The sequence below is a fragment of the Streptomyces cupreus genome (assembly GCF_014257025.1).
GTDB lineage: Bacteria > Actinomycetota > Actinomycetes > Streptomycetales > Streptomycetaceae > Streptomyces > Streptomyces cupreus.
Genome location: NZ_JACMSF010000038.1, coordinates 68,300 through 89,652 on the forward strand (window position 1 = coordinate 68,300; position 21,353 = coordinate 89,652).

General features: G+C 70.1%; 16 protein-coding genes, 2 tRNA genes and 2 pseudogenes. 8 read left to right on the plus strand and 12 right to left on the minus strand.

Annotated elements, in window-relative coordinates; all coding sequences use genetic code 11:
• Positions 1–8: 8 nt before the first annotated feature.
• On the plus strand, positions 9–701 hold the full coding sequence (locus H4N64_RS29435) for a DUF5324 family protein (RefSeq protein WP_186285470.1): 693 nt from the start codon (positions 9–11) through the stop codon (positions 699–701).
• A 198-nt stretch (positions 702–899) separates the two neighbouring features.
• A pseudogene (locus H4N64_RS29440) lies at positions 900–1,073 on the plus strand (nSTAND1 domain-containing NTPase); the annotation flags it as partial.
• A 68-nt stretch (positions 1,074–1,141) separates the two neighbouring features.
• On the opposite strand, the gene H4N64_RS29445 reads toward H4N64_RS29440, so the two are convergent.
• Positions 1,142–1,214 (minus strand) — tRNA-Ala (locus H4N64_RS29445).
• Positions 1,215–1,397: 183 nt separating this feature from the next.
• Here H4N64_RS29445 and H4N64_RS29450 point away from each other — a divergent pair.
• Complete coding sequence (locus H4N64_RS29450) at positions 1,398–1,946, plus strand: helix-turn-helix domain-containing protein (RefSeq protein ID WP_186285472.1); 549 nt, start codon at positions 1,398–1,400, stop codon at positions 1,944–1,946.
• Between the two features lie 157 nt (positions 1,947–2,103).
• Entirely contained in the window at positions 2,104–3,411 is a 1,308-nt protein-coding gene (locus H4N64_RS29455; RefSeq protein ID WP_186285473.1) for a serine/threonine-protein kinase, read from the plus strand.
• Positions 3,412–3,446: 35 nt separating this feature from the next.
• On the opposite strand, the gene H4N64_RS29460 is transcribed toward H4N64_RS29455, so the two are convergent.
• Both H4N64_RS29460 and H4N64_RS44515 read right to left on the minus strand, forming a co-directional pair.
• On the minus strand, positions 3,447–4,745 hold the full coding sequence (locus tag H4N64_RS29460; protein WP_186285474.1) for a hypothetical protein: 1,299 nt from the start codon (positions 4,743–4,745) through the stop codon (positions 3,447–3,449).
• 203 nt (positions 4,746–4,948) lie between these two features.
• Entirely contained in the window at positions 4,949–5,077 is a 129-nt protein-coding gene (locus H4N64_RS44515) for a DLW-39 family protein (protein ID WP_003999697.1), read from the minus strand.
• Between the two features lie 329 nt (positions 5,078–5,406).
• On the opposite strand from H4N64_RS44515, the gene H4N64_RS29470 reads away from it, so the two are divergent.
• From H4N64_RS29470 to H4N64_RS29480, 3 genes are all read left to right on the plus strand, one after another.
• Entirely contained in the window at positions 5,407–5,775 is a 369-nt protein-coding gene (locus H4N64_RS29470; protein ID WP_186285475.1) for a DUF6344 domain-containing protein, read from the plus strand.
• A gap of 126 nt (positions 5,776–5,901) precedes the next feature.
• Entirely contained in the window at positions 5,902–6,486 is a 585-nt protein-coding gene (locus H4N64_RS29475; protein WP_186285476.1) for a UTRA domain-containing protein, read from the plus strand.
• Complete coding sequence (locus H4N64_RS29480; protein WP_186285477.1) at positions 6,483–7,247, plus strand: glycosyltransferase; 765 nt, start codon at positions 6,483–6,485, stop codon at positions 7,245–7,247. Before H4N64_RS29475 ends, H4N64_RS29480 begins: the two co-directional genes overlap by 4 nt.
• Here the strand turns inward: H4N64_RS29480 and H4N64_RS29485 are convergent.
• Together H4N64_RS29485 and H4N64_RS29490 are read right to left on the minus strand one after the other, a co-directional pair.
• Positions 7,235–7,435, minus strand: coding sequence for a ferredoxin (locus tag H4N64_RS29485; RefSeq protein WP_186285478.1), 201 nt, complete (start codon positions 7,433–7,435; stop codon positions 7,235–7,237). The two genes, H4N64_RS29480 and H4N64_RS29485, sit on opposite strands and share 13 nt — an antisense overlap.
• An 84-nt stretch (positions 7,436–7,519) precedes the next feature.
• The gene (locus tag H4N64_RS29490) at positions 7,520–8,734 is read right to left on the minus strand and encodes an amidohydrolase family protein (protein ID WP_186285479.1); all 1,215 of its coding nucleotides are present in this window, start codon (positions 8,732–8,734) and stop codon (positions 7,520–7,522) included.
• Positions 8,735–9,167: 433 nt separating this feature from the next.
• Here H4N64_RS29490 and H4N64_RS29495 point away from each other — a divergent pair, with 433 nt between their 5' ends.
• Positions 9,168–13,094: an nSTAND1 domain-containing NTPase gene (locus H4N64_RS29495; RefSeq protein WP_186285480.1), complete on the plus strand. Its 3,927-nt coding sequence runs from the start codon at positions 9,168–9,170 to the stop codon at positions 13,092–13,094.
• A gap of 198 nt (positions 13,095–13,292) precedes the next feature.
• Here H4N64_RS29495 and H4N64_RS29500 read toward each other — a convergent pair.
• The 7 genes and pseudogenes from H4N64_RS29500 to H4N64_RS29530 form a co-directional block, all read right to left on the minus strand.
• Positions 13,293–13,369, minus strand: a tRNA-Ile gene (locus tag H4N64_RS29500).
• A 112-nt stretch (positions 13,370–13,481) separates the two neighbouring features.
• Positions 13,482–14,204 (minus strand): DUF3566 domain-containing protein, encoded by a 723-nt coding sequence (locus tag H4N64_RS29505; protein WP_186285481.1) that lies wholly within the window; start codon positions 14,202–14,204, stop codon positions 13,482–13,484.
• A 17-nt stretch (positions 14,205–14,221) separates the two neighbouring features.
• Positions 14,222–16,807: a DNA gyrase subunit A gene (gene gyrA, locus H4N64_RS29510; RefSeq protein WP_186285482.1), complete on the minus strand. Its 2,586-nt coding sequence runs from the start codon at positions 16,805–16,807 to the stop codon at positions 14,222–14,224.
• Positions 16,808–16,849: 42 nt separating this feature from the next.
• Positions 16,850–18,919, minus strand: a complete 2,070-nt coding sequence (gene gyrB, locus H4N64_RS29515) for a DNA topoisomerase (ATP-hydrolyzing) subunit B (RefSeq protein ID WP_186285488.1) — start codon at positions 18,917–18,919, stop codon at positions 16,850–16,852.
• Between the two features lie 380 nt (positions 18,920–19,299).
• Entirely contained in the window at positions 19,300–19,830 is a 531-nt protein-coding gene (locus tag H4N64_RS29520) for a DciA family protein (protein WP_186285483.1), read from the minus strand.
• Positions 19,827–20,984 (minus strand): DNA replication/repair protein RecF, encoded by a 1,158-nt coding sequence (gene recF, locus H4N64_RS29525; protein WP_186285484.1) that lies wholly within the window; start codon positions 20,982–20,984, stop codon positions 19,827–19,829. The genes H4N64_RS29520 and recF overlap by 4 nt, the downstream gene beginning before the upstream one ends.
• A 62-nt stretch (positions 20,985–21,046) precedes the next feature.
• Positions 21,047–21,353 (minus strand): annotated as a pseudogene (locus H4N64_RS29530) (6-phosphogluconate dehydrogenase); the annotation flags it as partial.

Here is a 21,353-nt window from a genome sequence, read left to right on the forward strand (position 1 = left end):
GAGGAACCGTGACCCGCAAAGACAGCGTGCGCGCCGCAGCCGGCTCGGCGAAGGACAGCGTGCGGCACGCCGCGGAAGTGGTGGCGCCCTACGCCGGCACAGCCAAGGAGTCGGCCGCGCACTATGCGCACGAGGCACGCGTACGGCTCGCGCCGAAGGTGTCCCAGGCCGCTGAGCAGGCCCGTGTGCAGTACGGCGCCCATGTTGCGCCGCGCCTGGAACAGGCCCGCACGCATGTGCCGCCGAAGGTCGACCATGCCGCCCATGAGGCCGCAGTCCGTACCCGTGTCGCCGCCCGGCAGGCGGCGGACTACTCGCGGCCGAGGCTGGAGCAGGCGGTGGCGGTGGCCGGGCCCATGAAGGACGAGGCCGCGGCGCGCAGTGTGGCCGCGCTGGCAGCGCTGCGCGGGCAGGTGTCGCCCGAGGAGATCCAGAAGCTGACCCGCAAGCACGAACGCCGGGCCCGAGCCGGTCGGCTCGCGAAGGCTCTGCTGGTCGCGGGCGCGCTGGCGGGCGCCGCTTTCGCCGCCTGGAAGTGGTGGGACAAGCAGGCCAACCCGGACTGGCTGGTCGAGCCGCCCGCCGCGACAGAGGTCCCGGAATCGGGCCGTCTCACCTCGGTGGACGGCAGTGCTCCCCTGGACCCCGAGGTCCAGGCGAAGGAGGCCGAGGAGGCCGCGAATCGCGACGAACGCCAGTGAGTTGACGGCGTTCTGAGCACAGCGCCCCCGCGGGGCGGGAGACCTGCCGGGGTTTCCCGCCCCGCGGGGCTGTTTCACGTGAAACGGCCCCCAGTCAGAGCTGGTTGTACGTGGGGCTGAAGGAGATGCCCGACGGCTTGGCCCGGCTCATCGTGGTCCAGAAGCGGTCGCCCTTGTCCTGGATCGGGACTCTTCTTCGGCCGGGACCGGGTGGCGGAGAACCTGCCGCGGCTGGTGTGCGATCACCGCTTCGCGGTGCTCTTCGGCGCGTCCGGCAGCGGCAAGTCCTCTCTGCTGTGCGCCGGTCTCATCCCCCGCCTCCGCGAGGAGATGTCCCGCCGCGAGCGCCCGGCGGTCCTGCGGGTGTACTGACGCGGTCGGTTTCATGACGAAAGAGCCCCCTGACCTGCGTTTCCGCAGGTCAGGGGGCTCTCGAAGTGTGGAGCCTAGGGGAGTCGAACCCCTGACATCTGCCATGCAAAGACAGCGCTCTACCAACTGAGCTAAGGCCCCTCAACAGGGGACGTCCGGCCGGAAGAACCACGCATCCGGTGGGCGCCGCGAACCAGAGTACCGGGTCACCCCCTGTATCTCGCAAAAAGATTGGGGGTCCCGATGGCCGACCACTCTCCGTAAGATGCTCCGCGTGGTTCGCTACAGCGAACCACGGTTCTGGGGAAGCGATGGGGAGACGCAATGGACGCCGCACAGCAGGAAGCGACCGCGAGAGCGCGGGAACTGCAGCGGAACTGGTACGGGGAGCCGCTGGGGGCGCTCTTCCGTAAGCTCATAGACGATCTTGGTCTGAACCAGGCTCGTCTGGCGGGGGTACTGGGACTGTCCGCACCGATGCTGTCGCAGCTGATGAGCGGTCAGCGGGCGAAGATCGGCAATCCGGCCGTGGTGCAGCGGGTGCAGCTGCTCCAGGACCTGGCGGGGCAGGTCGCGGACGGCAGTGTGAGCGCGGCCGAGGCCACGGAGCGCATGGACGAGATCAAGAAGTCGCAGGGGGGCTCGGTGCTCAGCAACACCACACAGTCGACGAACAGTTCGGGGGCGCCCACGGTCAAGCGGGTGGTCCGCGAGATCCAGTCACTGCTGCGCTCGGTCGCCGCCGCCGGCGACATCATCGAGGCCGCCGACACCCTCGCCCCGACCCATCCGGAGCTGGCGGAGTTCCTGCGGGTGTACGGCGCGGGCCGCACCTCCGACGCCGTCGCGCACTACCAGTCCCACCAGAGCTGACCCCGCGCCCCGCTCGCCGAAGGGGGTTCGGCGAGCGGGGACACGGAGGAGAGACCCGAGGGGGCAGCGCCGTATCTCACGGCGCGAGGGGGAGTCGTATCGCTCGTCGAGGGGGAAGCAAGGGGGGTAAGCGGAGGGGGAGGAGCGACGCACAGCCATGGGTGAGGTCTTCGCCGGGCGGTACGAACTGGTCGACCCGATCGGACGTGGAGGGGTGGGCGCCGTATGGCGCGCCTGGGATCACCGCCGCCGCCGGTACGTGGCCGCCAAGGTGCTCCAGCAGAGCGACGCGCACTCCCTGCTGCGCTTCGTGCGCGAGCAGGCCCTCCGGATCGACCACCCTCATGTGCTCGCCCCCGCCAGCTGGGCCGCCGACGACGACAAGGTCCTGTTCACCATGGATCTGGTCGCCGGCGGTTCGCTGGTCCACCTGGTCGGCGACTACGGCCCTCTGCCCCCGCCCTTCGTCTGCTCCCTGCTCGACCAGCTCCTCGCGGGGCTCGCCGCGGTGCACGCGGAAGACGTCGTGCACCGCGACATCAAGCCCGCCAATCTGCTGCTGGAAGCCACCGGCACGGGCCGGCCGCGGCTGCGGCTGTCCGACTTCGGCATCGCGATGCGGCTCGGCGAGCCACGGCTGACCGAGACCAACCTCGTGGTGGGAACGCCCGGTTACCTCGCGCCCGAGCAACTGCTGGGCGCGGAACCGGACTTCCCCGCCGACCTGTTCGCCGTAGGACTGGTGGCGCTGTATCTGCTGGAGGGTGCCAAGCCGGATGCCAAGGCGCTCATCGAGTATTTCGCGGCGCATGGCACACCGGGGGCGCCCAAGGGGATTCCCGAGCCGCTGTGGCAGGTGGTGGCGACGCTGTTGCAGCCGGATCCGCAGGCGCGGTTCCGCACGGCGACCGGGGCGCGCAAGGCGCTCGCCTCGGCGGCCGAGCTGCTGCCGGAGCCGGGCCCCGACGACGAGGTCATCGAGATCTTCGACCAACTCGGGCCACTGCCCGAGGGGTTCGGTCCCGGCGGACCGCTCAAGAAGGCACCGGGAGTGGAACCCACCACCCCGCCGAAACCCATGCCCAGCATGTCGGACACCGGCAGCTTCCACCTGCCGCCGCCCCAAGCCCCGGCCCAGAAGCCGGAACAACAGCCCGAGCAGCAGCCGGTGCAACAACCCCGGCATTCGCCGCACAACCCCACCCACGTCCTGTCCACCCCCCGCTCGTACGTCCCGCAGTACCCCGCGCAGCCCCCGACCCCGGTTCCGCACCGGAGTCCCGACACCGCCTCTACTGCTTCGTACACCGCTCGGGTCCCGGAGGTTCCCCCTCCGACCGGACACCGCGCCGCCCGTCGCCGAGCCGCCCGCCGCCCCGGGCCTCCCGCGAAGGTCGCGATCCCCCTGCTGCTGCTCGCCCTGGCCCTCTACGGCACGGGCTTCTGGGCCCTGGCCCGCATCTGACCGCGGGCGTCACGGCCCGCACCCGACCGCAGCCGTCAGGAAGCCCGCCGCCGCCCCGCAGCCGTCCACACCCCGAGCACGGCCACAATCACCGTCCCGCCCCCGATGCCGCTCACCGCGACCACCGTCATCAAGGCGTCGTCGTCCCCCGCACCCCCGCCCCCGGAAGAAGGCACCACACCCCGCTCCCCCACGCCCATAGGCGACGCGAACACGTCCTGCGGCTGGAACCGCCCGTCATAAGCCGGCCCGCTCCCCTCCGAACCGTCGACCCGCACCCTCAGCGTCACCGCGAACGGCCCCTCCCCGAACCGCTCAGCCATCTGCGCACCCAGGTGCACGACCAGGTAGTAGGACCCCCCGAACCGCATCCCCTCGACCCGGTCGGTGTTCCCGTACCGGTTCTCGTACGCCACCGGCGGCAAGGGATCGAGCGATGTGGAGCGCTGGCTGCCGTTGTAGTTGAGGCTCGCGTCGTCGAGAGGCGCGCGCACAGGGTTGTGGACGGACAGCTCCAGCGCCCCCACGACCAGCCGGGAAGCCTCCCCCGAACCAGCCAGCTCGGCGGTGGCGTACAGCCGCTCTCCCCAGCCGACCGGCACCTGGTAGAACACGGTCTGCCCAGGGGTGACGTCCGAGCGCCACACGCCCTGGCCGACAGAGACCGCCGAGGCGAACCCCGCGCCGCCGTCCCGCCGTACCGCGTCGTCCGTCAGGGGCGCGGGAGAGGCGGAGTCCGAGGTCTCGGGGGCACCGGTCGGTGCGGCCTCCTCCAGCGGGGGCTCCGAGAACGTGGCGAGTTCCAGGTCCCAGGCGACATCGTCGACGGTCGTCGTACCCACCCGCTCGACTACGACGTAGTACGTGCCCGCGCCCCCGCACCGCGTACGCTCCGCGGACGGCTCCCGCATCGCCACCGCCGTGATGGGGCGTGCGCTGCTGCCGCCGCCGAAGGCCTCCGTCTCGGAGGAGCAGGACCGGCTGTCGGCGTCCTGCACCGACACCCGGATCCCGTCGGAGGCGGAGACGGCGGCGTCCGCCGGGGGGACCGCGGTGGCGGAGACGTACGCATGGGAAGTGCCGTCGAGTTCGAGGCGGTAGTAGACGTCCTCGCTCACCGGGAGCGAGCTTCTGTACGTCCGACCGGAGTCCAGACGTACCGCGTCCGCGGTGCTCCCGACGCCCGGGACGGTGGTGGCGTCCGGGGAGAAGCCATAAGGGATCGGCGCCGGTGCCGCAACCGCGGACGGCACCCCGGCTCCGGCCGCGCACAGCACCGCCACCACCACGGCCACGCGGCACACCGCACGCCACCACGCCGTACGCCGCCCCATCACGCGCCACCCCTTGTCGTCACCGGACCGTGGAACGTGCCCCATCCTGCCCATCCGGGCCGCACGCCACCCGCACAATCCGCACGGCCGTCCGAAACGCCCGGATCCGGAAGCCGCCGTGACACCACAGAAGGCGCCGTGACAACACAAAACCCCGACCGCAACCACGGCCGGGGTCTGTTCTCAGATCAGCTTGTCGATACTCACGAACCCGTGGGCACGGAGTCAGTCGCCTCCGTCCACAGATCCTGCTCGGCGCGATCCGCCTGGATCTGGCGGTACACGAGGAGCCCGCCGATGGCGGCCAGTGCGACCAGGAGAAGCTTCTTCACCGCGCGACCTCGTCTTTCCTTGACGTAGGGGACCTCTGGCGCCCGACTATACACACCGACCGATATCGATCGGTGACCTGTGCGGACCCCCCCAACTCCCGGTAGATGGACCGCAGTAGGACCGGAGGTCGGCGCTCCGATCTGAGGGTGATCAGACCCCTACATACGGTGACTTTGGGCCCTTTTCTTCACTTTTCTGGCTTCTTACACCCATCCGAGTGGTGTTCATCTGAACATCGACGCGCCACGGGCGTCGGTCCACCACTTCGCGGCCCCTATACACATCATGAGGAAAGTACGCAAATCGCCCAACCCGAAAGTGAGGGGCCATGGCCCGGAACAAGGTCATGAAGCTGTGGACCGCCATCGTCACCGCCTTCCTCGCGCTGTGCACGGCGCTCGGACTCGTCACCACGACCGCCGCCGCGGCCGTACCCCGGACCGAGCCGGCCCGCAACAGCGGCAGCGGCGACAGCACCGCCCAGTTCACGGTGCCGGCGATGTCCCACTGGGCCTGGTCCCACGCCAGGTCACTGCCCCCCACGATGAAGCAGCGCATCCACGCCGAGGCGCACGGCAGGACACCGAGCTGCCGCCACCGCCCGGTCGCGGACACGGAAGCGGATCCGGCCACCCTTGAGTGCGAATCCACCGAGGCTCCGGTCGACACCGCGCACACCATCCCGCTCCGGCTCTGACAGCGCGCCGCTCGCATATCCGACCCTCCATACCCCCGTCCGTCACGGCGAACTTGCGTACAGCTCCGCCCTTGTCAGGGTCCGGCCACTCGATCGAGTGGCCGGACCTCGTCGTAGCCTGGACCCATGCCTCGCACGCCCGCGGTCCGCGACAGTCGGCGCCACCAGTGGGAGAAGGACCGGGTGCGCCGCCCGCGGTCCGAGCGGGCCGGCACAGGAGCCACCGAGCACGACACCGGCCTCGACTGCTCCGACCTGGTCTTCCACGCCGAGTACGACGACACCGACGCGAGCGGGGAACTCGCCGAAGCCTTCGGCGTCCCCGTGGGCACGCCCCTCCTCAAGCGCTCCTACCGCACCCGCCGCGCCGCCGAGAGCGCCCCCTTCAGCCTGGTCACGTCCCATCTGCCGCGCGAACTGATCGCGGCGAACCCCGACCTCCTGGACCCGGCGAACGAGCCCTGGCCCGGCGGCACCCAGCACCAACTGCACACCGTCGGCATCGAGGTGGCCCGCGTCGAGGAACGCGTCACGGCCCGTGCGCCGACGCCCGCCGAGGCGCGGGAACTGGAACTGCCGCCCGGCGCCCCGGTGCTGGTGCTGCGCAAGACGTCGTACGACATCCTTGACCGCGTCGTGGAGGTCTCCCTCGTCACACTGCCCGGCGACCGCACCGAGCTGCTGTTCACCACTCTTCTGGAAAGGTGGTGAGTGCCGCAGTGCGCCGGCGCGTCACCGTCGTCACGGCTGTCCACGGCCCGTCGGCCCGCTTCCTGCCGGAGGCCTACGCGTCGCTGTGCGCGCAAGGGCTTCCCGAGGGCTGGGAGTGGCACTGGGTCGTGCAGGAGGACGGGACGAGCGACGCCGTCGCGCCGTACGTCCCCGATGACGCCCGCGTCACCTTCCGGCAGGGCCGGTCCGGCGGTCCCGGGGTCGCCCGTACCATCGCGCTCGCGCACGCCGACGGGCCGTATGTGAAGGTGCTGGACGCCGACGACCGGCTGGCGCCGGGGGTGCTCGCCCGGGATCTGGCGGTCCTGGAGGGCGACGCGGGGATCGGGTGGGTGACCTCGCGGGTGCTGGATCTGCTGCCGGACGGTTCCACCGCCGGGTTTCCCGGCGACCCCGGCGAAGGGCCGATCGAGCGGGGCGCGGTGCTCGACTTCTGGCGGGCCAACGACTTCCGCGCCCAGGTCCATCCGGCCTCGCTCTGTGTCCGCCGGGATCTGCTGCTCGCCCTCGGCGGCTGGATGGCGCTGCCCGCGTCCGAGGACACCGGGCTGCTGCTCGCCCTGAACGCCGTGAGCCGCGGCTGGTTCTCGGCCGAGGTCGGGCTGCTGTACCGGAAGTGGGAAGGGCAGGCCACGGGCCAGGCCTCGCACGTGGATCCGGTCGAGCGGTCGGCGCGGATGGCGGTTGCGGAGGCGAGGGCCCGGGCGCTCGCGGCCGTGCGGTGGACCTACGCCGGCTGAGTGCCGAGCACGATCGCCTGCGACGGGCACAGCTCCGCCGCCTCCCGTACCTCCGGCTCGTCCCCGCTGTCCTCGCGCCCGGCTCTGACGGCCCCGAAACCGCCCTCCATGGTGAAGACGGACGGCACCCGGTACACGCACTCACCGGAGCCGTAACACAGTTCGCGGTCCACGGAGACCTTTGTCATCTGCCCTCCCGTCGCTCACCGGGTGACTGCCCCCGGCGCGGGGGCGTCAATCAGCGGTCGAAGGGAATCAGCGGTCAAAGGGAATCAGCGGTCGAAGGGCAGATCGAGCATTCGGATGGCGTTGCCGCGCATCAGCTTGTACGTCACCTCGTCCGACAGCCCCGCCACATGCTCGGCCGCGACCTGCTTGGTGTGCGGCCAGGTCGAGTCGACGTGCGGATAGTCCGTCTCGAAGGTGGCGTTGTCCACGCCCACGGTGTCGATCGCCTCGATGCCGTGCCTGTCCCGGAAGAAGCAGCAGAAGATCTGCCGGTAGTAGTACGTCGAGGGCGGCTCCGGAATCAGGTCCTTCACCCCGCCCCAGGCCCGGTGTTCCTCCCAGACGTCGTCGGCGCGTTCCAGGGCGTACGGGATCCAGCCCATCTGCCCCTCGCTGTAGGCGAGCTTCAGCCGCGGGAACTTCACCAGGACCCCGGAGAAGAGGAAGTCCATCATCGACGCCATGGCGTTGTTGAAGCTCAGCGAGGCCTGGACGGCGGGCGGCGCGTCGGGGGAGGCCGCCGGCATCTGGGAGGAGGACCCGATGTGCATGTTCACCACGGTCCCGGTCTCCTCGCAGGCAGCGAAGAAGGGGTCCCAGTAGCCGGAGTGGATCGAGGGCAGGCCCAGATAGGTGGGGATCTCGCTGAACGTCACCGCCCGTACCCCACGGGCCGCGTTGCGGTGGATCTCCGCGACCGCGAGGTCGATGTCCCACAGCGGGATCAGGCAGAGCGGGATGAGCCGGCCTCCGCTGTCGCCGCACCACTCCTCGACCATCCAGTCGTTGTAGGCGCGCACACAGGCGAGCCCGACCTCCTTGTCCTTGGCCTCCGCGAAGGTCTGGCCGCAAAAGCGCGGGAAGGTGGGGAAGCAGAGCGAGGCCTCGACATGGTTCAGGTCCATGTCCTCAAGCCGGGCCTTGGGGTCCCAGCAGCCCCGCCGCATCTGCTCGCGGGTGATCCCGTCCAGCGTCATCTCGTCCCGGGAGAATCCGACCGCCGCGATGATCCGCTTGTACGGGAAGAACTCGCCCTCGTACTCCCACCAGTCGGTGATCTGGCCGTCCGGATCGGTGGTGAACCGGTACTTCCCGCCCACGTATTCGAGCTCACCGATCCCGGCGGTGAATGGTTTGGGGCCTTTGTCCCGGTACTTGGCCGGAAGCCAGGTCTCGAAGAGATGCGCGGGCTCGATCACGTGATCGTCCACGCTGATGACCTTGGGCAGTTCCCTGGTGCCGCTCACGACATCGACCACGCCGGCTACCTCCCGCCTCGCATCTGACGGTTCGTCAGAAATGACGGTACGGCCCCGGGGTGAAAGCGGCAAGCGTCAGGCGCCGGGCGAGGGTCCCTGGGGGAGGGGTGCCGCGTCGTTCGGCACCGGTCCCTCCCCTCGCGGGGACCGGTGCCAAACGACGCGCTGGTGTCGGTCCACGCCGTGGCACGGACCGAAGGTTCGGGAGGTCTGGGGGCTCGCGGACGGGGATCGCTTTTCCGTCACTGCGGCAAAGGCGGCGGACACCGGCAGCCTCTCCGGACGACGCGCGGTTGACTGGCTACGCGGTGTGATCCTGCCAGTTGGGGCCCTTTCCGAGGAGGTTCCGGTTTCCGGCCCAGGGCTTTCGCGCAGGTCAGCCGTATAAAGTGAGTTTTCCGGTCCGGACGTCCAGGTGCGGGGAGAGTAAGGGGTGGAGGCCTTGAGTTCCGACTCAGGGGCGCGCACAGCCTTCGCGGAACGCCTTGCGCTGCTGTACCGGGAGGCCGGCAACCCGCCGCTCAAGCGGGTCTCCGAGGCGGTCGCCCAGCTCCAGCGGGTGGACGAGCGGGGGCGTCCGGTACGGGTGTCCGCGCAGCGCATCAGCGACTGGCGGCGCGCGAAGAACGTACCGGCGCAGTTCGCCGCCCTGGCCGCCGTACTCCATGTCCTGATCCCGCAGGCGCGGCGCGCGCGTCCGGCGCCGGTGTCCCCCGGTCTGTACGACCTGCCGCAGTGGCAGTCGCTGTGGGAGCGGGCGGTGGCCGACCCGGTGGCCTCCGAGGAGGCGGCCGAGGAGCCGCCTCCCGCGGGGAGCGTCTGCCCGTACCGGGGGCTCGCCTCCTACCGGCAGGAGGACGCCCGCTGGTTCTTCGGCCGGCAGCGCAGCACCGCGGCCCTCCTCGACCATCTCCGGGCAGCCGAGCGGACCGGCGGGCTGCTGATGCTGGTCGGCGCCTCGGGTGCGGGGAAGTCGTCGCTGCTCAACGCCGGTCTGGTGCCCGCCGTACAGGCCGAACGGGAGGTGCTGCAACTCGTCCCCGGCGCCGATCCGCTGGCCGAGCTGACCGGGCGGATCCCTGAACTGGCTGCCGTGATCGGGCAGGAGGCCCCGGGCTTCGGGGACTTGGTGCGGGACGCCGTCTCGGCGTGGGCCGAGCGGACCTCCGGTGCCCGGCCGGTCGTCATCGTCGACCAGTTCGAGGAGGCGTTCACGCTCTGCGCCGACGAGACGGACCGGCACACCTTCGTCCAGTTGCTGCACGCCGCGTCCTCACCCGCCCCCGACGGCGGCCCGGCCCCGGTGCTCGTCGTCCTCGGCATACGCGCCGACTTCTACGAACAGTGCCTCGGCTACCCCGAACTCGCCGACGCCCTCCAGCACCGGCACATGGTGCTCGGCCCGCTGACCAGCGCCGAGCTGCGGGAGGCGGTGACCGCGCCGGCCAAGGCGGTCGGCCTGGAACTGGAACCCGGGCTCGCCGAGCTGATCGTCCGTGAGGTCAGCGCCGACGGCCCGCGCGGCGCCCACGACGCGGGCGTGCTCCCCCTGCTCTCCCACGCCCTGCTCGCCACCTGGCAGCGCCGCAAGTCCGGCCGGCTGACCCTGGCCGGCTATCGCGCCGCCGGCGGCATCCAGGGGGCGGTCGCGGCGACCGCCGAGCGGGCCTGGTCAGGTCTTGACCCGGCGGCCCGTACGGCGGCACGGCTGCTGCTGCTGCGTCTGGTCCGCCTCGGCGAGGACACCCAGGCCACCCGCAGGCGCGGCACCCGGCGCCAGTTGGCGGCCGAGTCGACGGACCCCGGCAAGACGGAGGAGTCGCTCGAAGCACTGGTCCAGGCCCGTCTGGTGACCCTCGACGCGGAGACCGTGGAGATCACCCACGAGGCACTGCTGCACGCCTGGCCGAGGCTGCGCGAGTGGATCGACGAGGACCGCGGCGGCAACCTCCTGCGCCAGCGCCTGGAGGAGGACGGCCGCTCCTGGGAGGACTCCCGCCGCGACTCCTCCCTGCTCTACCGGGGCTCCCGGCTGGAACAGGCCCACACCTGGGCGAAGTCGGCGGGGGACACCTTCCTGACCCGCAGCACGGTGGAGTTCCTCGCGGCCTCGGTACGGCTGCGCAGGCGCACCCTGTGGATCAGGCGGGGCGCGGTGTCGGCGCTGGTGGTGCTGGCGCTGGTGGCCGTCGGTTCGGCGGTGGTGGCGTGGCAGCAGCGCAATGACGCCGTGTTCGAGCAGGTGGTCGCCGAGGCGGACCGCGTCCAGTACACCGACCCGTCGCTGTCGGCCCAGCTCGACCTGGTGGCGCACCGGCTGCGCCCGGACGACGAGGGCACCGACAACCGGCTGGTGTCCATCGTGAACGCCCCGCTGGCCACCCCGCTCCTGGGCCACACCGGCGCCGTCTACCTCACCTCCTTCAGCCCCGACGGCAAGCTCCTGGCCACCGCCAGCTACGACCGCACGGTCCGGCTCTGGGACGTGAGCGACCCAGGCCGCCCGAAGCCCTTGGGCAAGCCGCTCGTCGGCCACACGAGCTGGGTGAGCAGCGCGGTCTTCAGCCCCGACGGCCGCACCCTCGCCAGCGCGGCGGACGACGGCACGATCCGGCTGTGGAACGTACGCGATCCCAGCCGTCCGAAGCCGCTGCGCACCCCCCTGACCGGCCACAAGGGCACCATCTACCTGATCGCGTTCAGCCCCGACGGCCGCACCCTGGCCTCCGTCGGCGAGGACCGCACGGTCCGCCTGTGGGACGTCGACGGCCCGGACCGCCCGAAGACCGTCAGCACGCTGACCGGCGCCGACGCTGCCGTGCGCTCGGTGGCGTTCAGCCCGGACGGCGACACCCTGGCCGCGGGCGGCGACGACGACACGATCCGGCTGTGGAACGTCGCCGACCCCCACCGCCCGAAGCCGTACGACACCCGGCTGACCGGTCACACGGATCTCGTGCACTCCGTCGCCTTCAGCCCCGACGGCCGCACCCTGGCCAGCGGCGCCGCCGACGACACCGTCCGCCTGTGGAACGTGGAAGACCCCGAGCGCGCCACCGCGCTCGGCTCGCCCCTGACCGGCCACACCGGCCCCATCTGGTCGGTGGCCTTCAGTCCCGACGGATCCACGCTCGCCGCGGCCAGCGCGGACAGCACCGCGAGCCTGTGGAACGTCAGCGACCCGGCCTATCCCTCCCAGGTCGGCGAACCGCTGGCGGGCAGCAGCGGCGAGATGTACGCGCTGGGCTTCAGCCCGGACGGGAAAACCCTGGCCACCGGAAGCGGCGACAGCAAGGTGCGGCTGTGGTCGATCCCGACTTCCGACATGTTCGGCCGCAGCGGCGCCTTCCGCCCCGACGGACGGGTCCTCGCCACGGCCGCCCGCGACGGCAGCGTCCGGCTGTGGAACGTGCGGGACCCGAACCGGCCCGCGGGCCTGAACAAGCCGTTCATGCCCGACGACGGCGGCCAGCGCTCCCTGCTGTTCTCACCCGACGGCCGCACCCTCGCGGTACTGACCGGCAACCGCGCGGTGTACCTGTGGGACGTCTCCGACCCCACCCGCCCGGTCTCCTACGGCCCGCCCCTGACCCTGCGCACCCGCTTCATGGGCCCAGACGCGCTGGCGTTCAGCCCCGACGGCCGCATCCTCGCCACGGCCTACGACGACCGCACCCTCCAGCTGTGGAACATCTCCGACCCGCACCGCCCGACCCCCTACGGCTCCCCGATCACCGGCCACCGCGGCTACGTCAACACCCTCGCCTTCTCCGCCGACGGCCGCACCCTCGCCAGCGGCAGCGCGGACGGCACGATCCGGCTGTGGAACACCGCTGACCCCCGGCACACGAGGCCCCTCGGCTCCCCGCTCACCGCCCACGAAGGCCCCGTCAACGTCCTCGTCCACAGCCCAGACGGCCGCACCCTCGCCAGCGGCAGCGACGACGACACGGTCCGCCTGTGGGACGTCACGGACCCGGCCGGGACGCGGAGCCCCACCGCCACGCTCACCGGCCACACCGAGGCGGTGGTCTCCCTGACGTTCAGCCAGGACGGCCGCACCCTCGCGAGCGGCGGCAACGACAACACGGTCCGCCTGTGGAAGGTCGCCACGCCCTCCGAGGCCGCCCCCATCGGCGAGTCGATGAGCCCCAACGCCAAGACGGGCAACTTCCTGTCCTTCAGCCCCAAGAGCAACATGCTCGGCGTCTCCAGCGGCACCGACACGGTCCGCCTGTGGAACCTCGACGTCGACCGTGCCGTCCACCGCATCTGCGCCACCACGCGAGGCGTCCTGACGGAGGAGAAGTGGCATGAATACCTCCCCCGCCTCTCCTACGACCCCCCGTGCGACCCCTGACCGGGAACGTGATCCCGCTCACAACCCCCACCCCGTGCCGAACGGCCGCCTCCCGCCGTTCAACCAGCCTTGTTACTGTGGGGCACAGCCCGATCGCTGGTGCATCCCCCGTCGCCAGCGATCGGGTCTTTTCATGCCATCCGTGGATCAGCCCAAATGCCAAAAACCCCCGGCCTACTGGACCGGGGGTCTTCATGCTGGTGGGGCTAACAGGATTTGAACCTGTGGCCTCATCCTTATCAGGGATGCGCTCTAACCAACTGAGCTATAGCCCCGCCGCGCTCTGCGGTGTGTGTCCCGCGCGCTGACTCCTGAAGATTAGCGCACGACGTGCGCAGTCCCAAAATCGGTTGTCGGGGAACCGTCAGGAGAGGTTTGAAACGGCGTTCACTCGTCCTCGGCCAGCGTCAGCTCCACGCCGCCCACGAAGCCGGCGGAGAGGTTGTAGATGAACGCGCCGAGGGTGGCGAGGGCGGTGGCGAGGACGACGTCGATCACCGCGATGATCGACGTGAACATCAGGACGTTCGGCAGCGACAGGAAGGACTGCAGGTCGAAGCCGTTCGACTCGTTCGATCCTGTCGCCTCCGAGATCGTGCCGCCGACCGTCGAGAAGACGCCCATGGCGTCCATCACCATCCACAGCACCGCCGACGCGACGATGGTGCAGATGCCGAGCGCGATGGAGAGCAGGAAGCTGACCTTCATCACCGACCACGGGTCCGCCTTGGCCACGCGCAGACGGGCCTTGCGGGTGCGCGGCACCGTCCGGGCCCCCGTGCGCGGCCTGCGGACCGCGCTCGCGGGAGCGGCCGCCGGGTAGGCCTGCGGCGGGTGGTAGGGCCCGGAGGAGGGCTGCGGCTGGCGCTCGCCGGGCAGCGGCGACGCCGACGGCGCGGGCCCCGCCGGCTGCTGCGGTGCCGCCGGGGCCGGGCCGCCCGCGTACTGCTGGGCCTGCGGGCCTCGGGTGTCCGTCACAGTTCCCCCCTGGGATCCATGCGTGTCGGTCGAGGGCGAGTCGGTGGTCCGCGCGGCGGAGCCACGGCCGCCGCCGTCCGTCTCCGTACCCGCAGAGGTACCGGCCGATCCGGCGCCCGTGGCTCCGCTCACGTGACTCACTCCTCGTGCTACTCGGCCGAGGGCGCCTCACCCTCGTCCGTGCCGGCGACGTCAGCGCCCTCAGCGGATTCGAGGTCGCCCTCGACCTCCTCCGCCTCGCGCCCCGCCTCGGCGTTACGTGCGATACCGACGACGGCATCGCGCTTGCCCAGGTTGATCAGTTGGACGCCCATGGTGTCACGGCCCGTCTCCCTGACCTCGTTGACTCGCGTACGAATCACACCGCCGCCGAGCGTGATGGCGAGGATCTCGTCGGTCTCCTCGACCACCAGCGCACCGACGAGCGATCCACGGTCCTCAACGATCTTGGCGGCCTTGATACCGAGGCCGCCGCGCCCCTGGACGCGGTACTCGTCGACGGGAGTGCGCTTCGCGTACCCACCGTCGGTTGCAGTGAACACGAACGTACCGGGTCGAACAACATTCATCGAGAGCAGCTCGTCGCCCTCGCGGAAACTCATGCCCTTGACACCCGAGGTGGCACGGCCCATGGGCCGCAGCGCGTCGTCCGTGGCCGTGAACCTGATCGACTGCGCCTTCTTGCTGATCAGCAGCAGATCGTCCTCGGCGGAAACGAGCTCGGCCCCGATCAGCTCGTCGTCGGAACCGTCCTCCCGCTCCCGGAGGTTGATGGCGATGACGCCTCCGGAGCGCGGCGAATCGTAATCCTTCAGAGAAGTCTTCTTCACCAGACCGGCCTTCGTGGCGAGCACCAGGTACGGCGCCGCCTCGTAGTCGCGGATGGCGAGGATCTCGGCGATGGCCTCGTCCGGCTGGAAGGCGAGCAGGTTCGCCACGTGCTGGCCGCGCGCGTCGCGGCCGGCGTCCGGGAGTTCATAGGCCTTCGCGCGGTAGACGCGGCCCTTGTTGGTGAAGAACAGCAGCCAGTGGTGCGTGGTGGAGACGAAGAAGTGGTCGACGATGTCGTCTTCCTTCAGCTTCGTGCCGCGCACGCCCTTGCCGCCGCGCTTCTGCGAGCGGTAGTCGTCCGTCTTGGTGCGCTTGACGTAGCCGCCGCGCGTGATGGTGACGACGATGTCCTCTTCGGCGATCAGGTCCTCGATGGACATGTCACCGTCGTAGGGCACCAGCGTGGTCTTGCGGTCGTCGCCGTACTTCTCGACGATCGCGGCGAGTTCCTCGCTGACGATGCCGCGCTGGCGGATCGGCGAGGCGAGGATCTCGTTGTACTCGGTGATCTTCGCCTGGAGTTCGTCGTGCTCCTGGACGATCTTCTGGCGCTCCAGGGCGGCCAGTCGGCGCAGCTGCATCTCAAGGATGGCGTTGGCCTGGATCTCGTCGATCTCAAGGAGGTCCATCAGGCCCGTGCGCGCGACGTCGACCGTCTCACTGCCGCGGATCAGCGCGATGACCTCGTCAATGGCGTCCAGGGCCTTGAGCAGACCGCGCAGGATGTGCGCCCGCTCCTCGGCCTTGCGCAGCCTGAAGCGCGTACGGCGGACGACGACCTCGATCTGGTGCGTCACCCAGTGCCGGATGAACGCGTCCAGCGACAGCGTGCGCGGCACGCCGTCGACCAGCGCCAGCATGTTGGCGCCGAAGTTCGTCTGCAGGTCGGTGTGCTTGTACAGGTTGTTCAGCACGACCTTGGCGACCGCGTCCCGCTTCAGCACGATCACCAGACGCTGGCCCGTGCGCGACGAGGTCTCGTCACGGACGTCAGCGATGCCGCCGACCTTGCCGTCCTTCACCAGGTCGGCGATCTTCTGCGCGAGGTTGTCGGGGTTGACCTGGTAGGGGAGTTCGGTGACCACCAGGCACTGGCGGTTCTGGATCTCCTCGACCTCGACCACCGCCCGCATGGTGATCGAGCCGCGGCCCGTGCGGTACGCCTCCTCGATGCCCTTACGGCCGACGACGAGCGCGCCGGTCGGGAAGTCCGGTCCCTTGATGCGCTCGATGAGGGCGTCCAGCAGCTCCTCGTGCGAGGCCTCGGGGTGCTCCAGGTACCACTGGGCGCCGGCCGCGACCTCACGGAGGTTGTGCGGGGGGATGTTGGTCGCCATGCCGACCGCGATACCGGCCGAGCCGTTGATCAGCAGGTTGGGGAAGCGGGCCGGCAGGACGGTCGGCTCCTGGGAGCGGCCGTCGTAGTTGTCCGTGAAGTCGACGGTCTCCTCGTCGATGTCACGGACCATCTCCATCGACAGCGGCGCCATCTTGCACTCGGTGTAGCGCATGGCCGCCGCGGGGTCGTTGCCCGGAGAGCCGAAGTTGCCGTTGGAGTCCACCAGCGGCATCCGCATCGACCACGGCTGCGCGAGGCGGACCAGCGCGTCGTAGATCGAGGAGTCGCCGTGCGGGTGGTAGTTGCCCATGACGTCGCCGACGACACGGGCGCACTTGTAGAAGCCGCGCTCGGGGCGGTAGCCGCCGTCGTACATGGCGTACAGCACGCGGCGGTGGACGGGCTTGAGACCGTCCCGGACGTCCGGCAGCGCACGCGAGACGATGACGGACATCGCGTAGTCGAGGTACGAGCGCTGCATCTCCGTCTCAAGCCCGACGGGCTCGATACGCATCGCGATTTCGCCGCCCTCTTCAGGGGTGACAGAAGTGTTCTCGTCGGCCATTGCTGGTGAAGATCCTTCCTGGTGCGGTCAGCTGAGACCGACTCAGATGTCGAGGAAGCGGACGTCCTTGGCGTTGCGCTGGATGAACTGGCGGCGGGCCTCGACGTCCTCGCCCATGAGGACCGAGAACAGGTCGTCGGCCTGGGCGGCGTCGTCGAGGGTGACCTGGCCGAGGACGCGGTGCTCCTGGTCCATGGTCGTCACGCGCAGCTCCTCGGCGTTCATCTCACCGAGACCCTTGAAGCGCTGGATGGAGTCCTCGCGGACCCGCTTGCCGCGCTGACGGCCCATCTCCAGCAGGGCGTCGCGCTCACGGTCGGAGTAGGCGTACTCCACGTCGTCCCGGCCCCACTTGAGCTTGTACAGCGGGGGACGCGAGAGGAACACGTGCCCGGCCTCGACCAGCGGCCGCATGAAGCGGAACAGGAAGGTCAGCAGCAGGGTGTTGATGTGCTGGCCGTCGACGTCGGCGTCCGCCATCAGGATGATCTTGTGGTAGCGGAGCTTCTCGATGTCGAAGTCCTCGTGGACTCCGGTGCCGAAGGCCGAGATCAGCGCCTGGATCTCCTGGTTCTGAAGGATCTTGTCGATCCGCGCCTTCTCGACGTTGAGGATCTTGCCTCGGATCGGGAGGATCGCCTGGTACTGCGGGTTGCGGCCGGACTTGGCCGAGCCGCCGGCGGAGTCACCCTCGACGATGAAGATCTCGCACTTGGTGGGGTCGTTCGACTGGCAGTCGGAGAGCTTGCCCGGCAGGGACGCCGACTCCAGCAGGCCCTTGCGACGGGTGAGGTCGCGCGCCTTGCGGGCGGCCACGCGCGCCGTGGCGGCCTGGATGCCCTTGCGGACGATGTCCGCGGCCTCCACCGGGTTGCGGTCCAGCCAGTCGTTGAGGTGCTCGTAGACCGCCTTCTGGACGAAGGTCTTCGCCTCGGTGTTGCCGAGCTTGGTCTTGGTCTGGCCCTCGAACTGCGGCTCGCTCAGCTTGACCGAGATGATCGCGGTCAGACCCTCACGGATGTCGTCGCCCGTGAGGTTGTCGTCCTTCTCGCGGAGCAGCTTCTTGTCGCGCGCGTACTTGTTGATGAGGTTCGTCAGCGCCGCGCGGAAGCCCTCTTCGTGGGTGCCGCCCTCGTGGGTGTGGATGATGTTGGCGAAGGAGTACACGCCCTCGCTGTAGCCGCTGTTCCACTGCATCGCGACTTCGAGGGAGAGGGCCTTGTCCTTGTCCTCGGCCTCAAGGTCGATCACCGACGGGTGCACCGCATCTCCCTTGCGGGAGTTGAGGTACTTCACGAAGTCGACGATGCCGCCTTCGTAGTGGTACGTGACCGTCTTGACCTCAGCGGTCTCGTCCGCGCCGGCCTCGTCCGCCCCGGAGGTGGCCTTCGCCGACTCGCGCTCGTCAGTGAGTTTGATCGTCAAACCCTTGTTGAGGAACGCCATCTCCTGGAAGCGCCGCGAGAGCGTCTCGAAGGAGTAGTCCGTGGTCTCGAAGATGTCGCCGTCGGCCCAGAAGGTGACCGACGTGCCGGTCTCCTCGGTGGCCTCATGCTGGGCGAGCGGTGCCGTGGGGACGCCCATCTTGTAGTCCTGCGTCCACCGGTGGCCGTCCGTCCTGACCTCGACGGCGACCTTCGACGACAGCGCGTTCACCACGGAGACGCCCACGCCGTGCAGACCACCGGAGACCGCGTAGCCGCCGCCGCCGAACTTGCCGCCCGCGTGCAGCACGGTCAGCACGACCTCCAGGGCCGGCTTGCCCTCGGAAGGGACGATGCCCACCGGGATGCCACGGCCGTTGTCGACGACGCGCACGCCACCGTCGGCGAGGATCGTCACCTCGATGGTGTCCGCGTGGCCGGCCAGCGCCTCGTCGACGGAGTTGTCGACCACCTCGTACACGAGGTGGTGCAGGCCGCGCTCACCGGTCGAGCCGATGTACATACCGGGTCGCTTGCGAACCGCGTCCAGACCCTCAAGGACGGTGATGGCGCTCGCGTCATACGCCGTGGCGCTGGCCTCGGGTACGCCTGCCACGGCGTCGGTGGACGGGATGTTCTCGTTGGGGTTGCCGGAATCGGCCACGAAGCGCCCTTTCTGGCACAGCACGAGCCAGGCTCTGGAGTGTCCCCCTCCGGGGGAGGGTTGCCGGAGCGGCTGCGGCATGTTGCGTTGGTAAGCCTTGAATCAGCGTTGCTCAGCTAGTCCCGGACGGTCCCCACGTTTGGGGCGGGATTGGCTTCCAGTCTACCGGTAGCGCCGACAGTGATGGGGGTTTGCCGGTACCTGAGTCCGCATGTGCCGCCCTGAACCGGTCTCTCCCGACTCCCCATATGCGGAGCGGGGCTCCAAGAGGCTCACAGAGGCACTCAGCGCTTCGGGGTGTCAACCCTTTGCTACTTGGGAGTCAGGTCGACCGCACGACGGGATTCGCAACCGCGTGCAGTGGTACGACCGAGCCACCCCGCGGGGCCTCCATGTGATGTACGTCACCCATAGGTGTCACCGGGTCCGGTGCTGCCCGGGGCCCTCAGGGGGCCGTAGCGGCGGTCGGGGCCGGCGGGACCCAGGACCTTGATCACCTTCACCGTGCCGTGCCCGAGATCCTCGTTCAGCCGGGCCACCAGCTGCGGGGCGAGCAGCCGCAGATTCGTCGCCCACGCCGTCGAGTCGCACCGCACGACCAGCACCCGCTCGTCCTCGTCGTACGTCTGCGGCACACAGTGGTTCGCCAGATCCGGCCCCACGATCTGCGGCCAGCGGCCCATCACCCCGCCCACCGCGGCCGGCGTCTCCCAGCCGCGCTCGGTGATCAGCCGGTTGATGGCGGCGCCCAGCGCCATCGGGTCGCGGCCGTCGGCGCGCGCGCCGGAGCGCAGGCCGCCGCCGCGCCGCGCCTGCTTCTTCTGTTGCGCCGCGTCCCCACGCGCGCGTGCCTGTTCCTTCGCCGCGCGCAACGCCACGCGCGCGAGGTCGACACCGGACGGCTCGGGGGCCTTCTTGGGTTCCTCGGCAGTCATACGCGCTCCACCGTCCCCTCGGACACGGCGTACCGCGCCCCCGTCAGTACGTGCGGCACGTCGTCGTCGACCGCCGCCGTCACCAGCACCTGCTCACCGGGCGCGACCAGCTCGGCAAGCCGCTCCCGGCGATGGGTGTCCAACTCGGCGAAGACGTCGTCGAGAACGAGCACCGGCTCATTGCCCTCGGCCCGCAACAGGTCGTAGGAGGCCAGCCTCAGCGCCAGCGCATAGGACCAGGACTCGCCGTGCGAGGCGTACCCCTTGGCGGGCAACTGCCCGAGCTTGAGCAGCAGATCGTCCCGGTGCGGCCCTACGAGGGTCACGCCCCGCTCGATCTCCTGCTTGCGGGCGTCCGCGAGCGCGGACATCAACTGCCCGTACAGGTCCTCACGCGTATGTGCCTCACCGGGCGCGGACGGCTTGTACTCCAGCGCCAGCGGGCCGCCGCCGGGCGCCAGTTGCTCGTACGCCTTGTCCGCCAGCGGCTGGATCGCGGCGATCAGGTCCATGCGCTGGGCGAGCAGTTCGGCACCCGCGCGCGCGAGGTGCTGGTCCCAGACGTCGAGGGTGGACAGGTCCGCCCCCACGCTCGAATCCGCTCGCGCGGGAGGTGCCCCCCTCCGGCCGCCGTGCCTGCGGGCGAGCGCGGCCGTCTTCAGCAGGGTGTTGCGCTGCTTGAGGACCCGGTCGTAGTCGGAGCGCACGCCCGCCATGCGCGGGGAGCGCGCGGTGATCAGCTCGTCCAGGAAGCGGCGGCGCTCGCCGGGGTCACCCTTCACCAGGGCCAGATCCTCCGGCGCGAACAGGACCGTACGCACGATCCCGAGAATGTCCCGCGGTCTGACCTGCGACGACCTGTTGATCCGGGCGCGGTTGGACTTGCCCGGGTTCAGCTCAAGCTCCACCAGCTGCTGCCGCTCGCCCTGCTTGACCTGGGCCCGGATGACGGCCCGGTCCGCGCCCATGCGCACCAGCGGGGCGTCGGAGGCGACACGGTGGCTGCCGAGGGTGGCGAGATAGCCGACGGCCTCGACGAGGTTCGTCTTGCCCTGGCCGTTGGGGCCCACGAAGGCGGTGACGCCCGGGTCGAGCGGAACTTCGACCCGGGCGTACGAGCGGAAGTCGGCCAGCGACAGATGCGTGACGTGCATGGTCGTTTCGCCGACCTCCCCCAGTGTCCTGGTGTTGCTCTGCTGTCGTTTCTCGGTGGTGCTTACTTCTTCTCGACCGCGTGGCCGCCGAACTGGTTCCGCAGCGCGGCGATCATCTTCATCTGCGGCGAGTCCTCCTGACGCGAGGCGAACCGCGCGAACAGGGAGGCCGTGATCGCGGGCAGCGGCACGGCGTTGTCGATGGCGGCTTCCACAGTCCAGCGGCCCTCACCGGAGTCCTGTGCATAACCGCGCAGCTTGTCCAGGTGCTCGTCCTCGTCGAGGGCGTTGACCGCGAGGTCCAGCAGCCAGGATCGGATGACCGTGCCCTCCTGCCAGGAGCGGAAGACCTCGCGGACGTCGGTGACG